The organism is Bacillus sp. A260, assembly GCF_009861435.1.
Lineage (GTDB): Bacteria > Bacillota > Bacilli > Bacillales > Bacillaceae_G > Bacillus_A > Bacillus_A cereus.
Window position 1 is genome coordinate 85,001 of sequence record NZ_CP046398.1, and the last position, 2,500, is coordinate 87,500.

Sequence of the window (2,500 nt, forward strand, 5' to 3'; positions counted from 1 at the left end):
TTAGTCAGGACCTAAGCCGAGGCCGACAGGCGTAGGCGATGGACAACAGGTTGATATTCCTGTACCACCTCTTTATCGTTTGAGCAATGGAGGGACGCAGAAGGATAGAAGAAGCGTGCGATTGGTTGTGCACGTCCAAGCAGTTAGGCTGATAAGTAGGCAAATCCGCTTATCGTGAAGGCTGAGCTGTGATGGGGAAGCTCCTTATGGAGCGAAGTCTTTGATTCCCCGCTGCCAAGAAAAGCTTCTAGCGAGATAAAAGGTGCCTGTACCGCAAACCGACACAGGTAGGCGAGGAGAGAATCCTAAGGTGTGCGAGAGAACTCTGGTTAAGGAACTCGGCAAAATGACCCCGTAACTTCGGGAGAAGGGGTGCTTTCTTAACGGAAAGCCGCAGTGAATAGGCCCAAGCGACTGTTTAGCAAAAACACAGCTCTCTGCGAAGCCGTAAGGCGAAGTATAGGGGGTGACACCTGCCCGGTGCTGGAAGGTTAAGGAGAGGGGTTAGCGTAAGCGAAGCTCTGAACTGAAGCCCCAGTAAACGGCGGCCGTAACTATAACGGTCCTAAGGTAGCGAAATTCCTTGTCGGGTAAGTTCCGACCCGCACGAAAGGTGTAACGATTTGGGCACTGTCTCAACCAGAGACTCGGTGAAATTATAGTACCTGTGAAGATGCAGGTTACCCGCGACAGGACGGAAAGACCCCGTGGAGCTTTACTGTAGCCTGATATTGAATTTTGGTACAGTTTGTACAGGATAGGCGGGAGCCATTGAAACCGGAGCGCTAGCTTCGGTGGAGGCGCTGGTGGGATACCGCCCTGACTGTATTGAAATTCTAACCTACGGGTCTTATCGACCCGGGAGACAGTGTCAGGTGGGCAGTTTGACTGGGGCGGTCGCCTCCTAAAGTGTAACGGAGGCGCCCAAAGGTTCCCTCAGAATGGTTGGAAATCATTCGTAGAGTGCAAAGGCATAAGGGAGCTTGACTGCGAGACCTACAAGTCGAGCAGGGACGAAAGTCGGGCTTAGTGATCCGGTGGTTCCGCATGGAAGGGCCATCGCTCAACGGATAAAAGCTACCCCGGGGATAACAGGCTTATCTCCCCCAAGAGTCCACATCGACGGGGAGGTTTGGCACCTCGATGTCGGCTCATCGCATCCTGGGGCTGTAGTCGGTCCCAAGGGTTGGGCTGTTCGCCCATTAAAGCGGTACGCGAGCTGGGTTCAGAACGTCGTGAGACAGTTCGGTCCCTATCCGTCGTGGGCGTAGGAAATTTGAGAGGAGCTGTCCTTAGTACGAGAGGACCGGGATGGACGCACCGCTGGTGTACCAGTTGTTCTGCCAAGGGCATAGCTGGGTAGCTATGTGCGGAAGGGATAAGTGCTGAAAGCATCTAAGCATGAAGCCCCCCTCAAGATGAGATTTCCCATAGCGTAAGCTAGTAAGATCCCTGAAAGATGATCAGGTTGATAGGTTCGAGGTGGAAGCATGGTGACATGTGGAGCTGACGAATACTAATAGATCGAGGACTTAACCATATAATATGTAGCAATGTTATCTAGTTTTGAAAGAATATAAAAAACTTGTTGACTTTAAAAGTTAAATGAGTTACAATGATTCTTGTCTTAAATGAATACAGTCTGGTAATGATGGCAGAGAGGCCACACCCGTTCCCATACCGAACACGGAAGTTAAGCTCTCTAGCGCCGATGGTAGTTGGGACCTTGTCCCTGTGAGAGTAGGACGTTGCCAGGCAATCCGGAGGATTAGCTCAGCTGGGAGAGCACCTGCCTTACAAGCAGGGGGTCGGCGGTTCGATCCCGTCATCCTCCACCATTTAGCCGACTTAGCTCAATTGGTAGAGCAACTGACTTGTAATCAGTAGGTTGGGGGTTCAAGTCCTCTAGTCGGCACCAGTTTTTATTGTAAGAGCCATTAGCTCAGTTGGTAGAGCATCTGACTTTTAATCAGAGGGTCGAAGGTTCGAGTCCTTCATGGCTCACCATTTTAATTAATATGCGGGTGTGGCGGAATTGGCAGACGCACTAGACTTAGGATCTAGCGCCTTTGGCGTGGGGGTTCGACTCCCTTCACCCGCACTTTTAATAAAATATCTCAAACATGTCTTGCGGAAGTAGTTCAGTGGTAGAATACAACCTTGCCAAGGTTGGGGTCGCGGGTTCGAATCCCGTCTTCCGCTCCAATTTTCAATATGACATGCCGGGGTGGCGGAACAGGCAGACGCACAGGACTTAAAATCCTGCGGTGGGTGACCACCGTGCGGGTTCGACCCCCGCCCTCGGCACCATATGCGCCCGTAGCTCAATTGGATAGAGCGTTTGACTACGGATCAAGAGGTTAGGGGTTCGACTCCTCTCGGGCGCGTTTTCTTTCGGGAAGTGGCTCAGCTTGGTAGAGCACCTGGTTTGGGACCAGGGGGTCGCAGGTTCAAATCCTGTCTTCCCGATACTTGTTTGGGGCCTTAGCTCAGCTGGGAG

9 tRNA genes and 2 rRNA genes (2 of these 11 cut by a window edge) are annotated in these 2,500 nt (G+C 51.9%); all 11 read left to right on the plus strand.

Annotation, left to right across the window (positions count from 1 at the left end):
• Positions 1 to 1,540 (plus strand): 23S ribosomal RNA (locus GD442_RS00440); it begins 1,382 nt to the left of the window's first position.
• A 101-nt stretch (positions 1,541 to 1,641) separates the two neighbouring features.
• Positions 1,642 to 1,757 (plus strand): 5S ribosomal RNA (gene rrf, locus GD442_RS00445).
• Between the two features lie 5 nt (positions 1,758 to 1,762).
• Positions 1,763 to 1,838 (plus strand) — tRNA-Val (locus tag GD442_RS00450).
• Between the two features lie 4 nt (positions 1,839 to 1,842).
• Positions 1,843 to 1,918: transfer RNA gene (locus GD442_RS00455), tRNA-Thr, on the plus strand.
• A 13-nt stretch (positions 1,919 to 1,931) separates the two neighbouring features.
• Positions 1,932 to 2,007, plus strand: a tRNA-Lys gene (locus GD442_RS00460).
• 13 nt (positions 2,008 to 2,020) lie between these two features.
• Positions 2,021 to 2,101, plus strand: a tRNA-Leu gene (locus GD442_RS00465).
• A gap of 29 nt (positions 2,102 to 2,130) precedes the next feature.
• A tRNA-Gly gene (locus GD442_RS00470) sits at positions 2,131 to 2,205 on the plus strand.
• Between the two features lie 16 nt (positions 2,206 to 2,221).
• Positions 2,222 to 2,310, plus strand: a tRNA-Leu gene (locus tag GD442_RS00475).
• Between the two features lie 3 nt (positions 2,311 to 2,313).
• Positions 2,314 to 2,387: transfer RNA gene (locus GD442_RS00480), tRNA-Arg, on the plus strand.
• 8 nt (positions 2,388 to 2,395) lie between these two features.
• Positions 2,396 to 2,469, plus strand: a tRNA-Pro gene (locus GD442_RS00485).
• Positions 2,470 to 2,478: 9 nt separating this feature from the next.
• Positions 2,479 to 2,500 (plus strand) — tRNA-Ala (locus GD442_RS00490) (it continues 54 nt past the right edge of the window).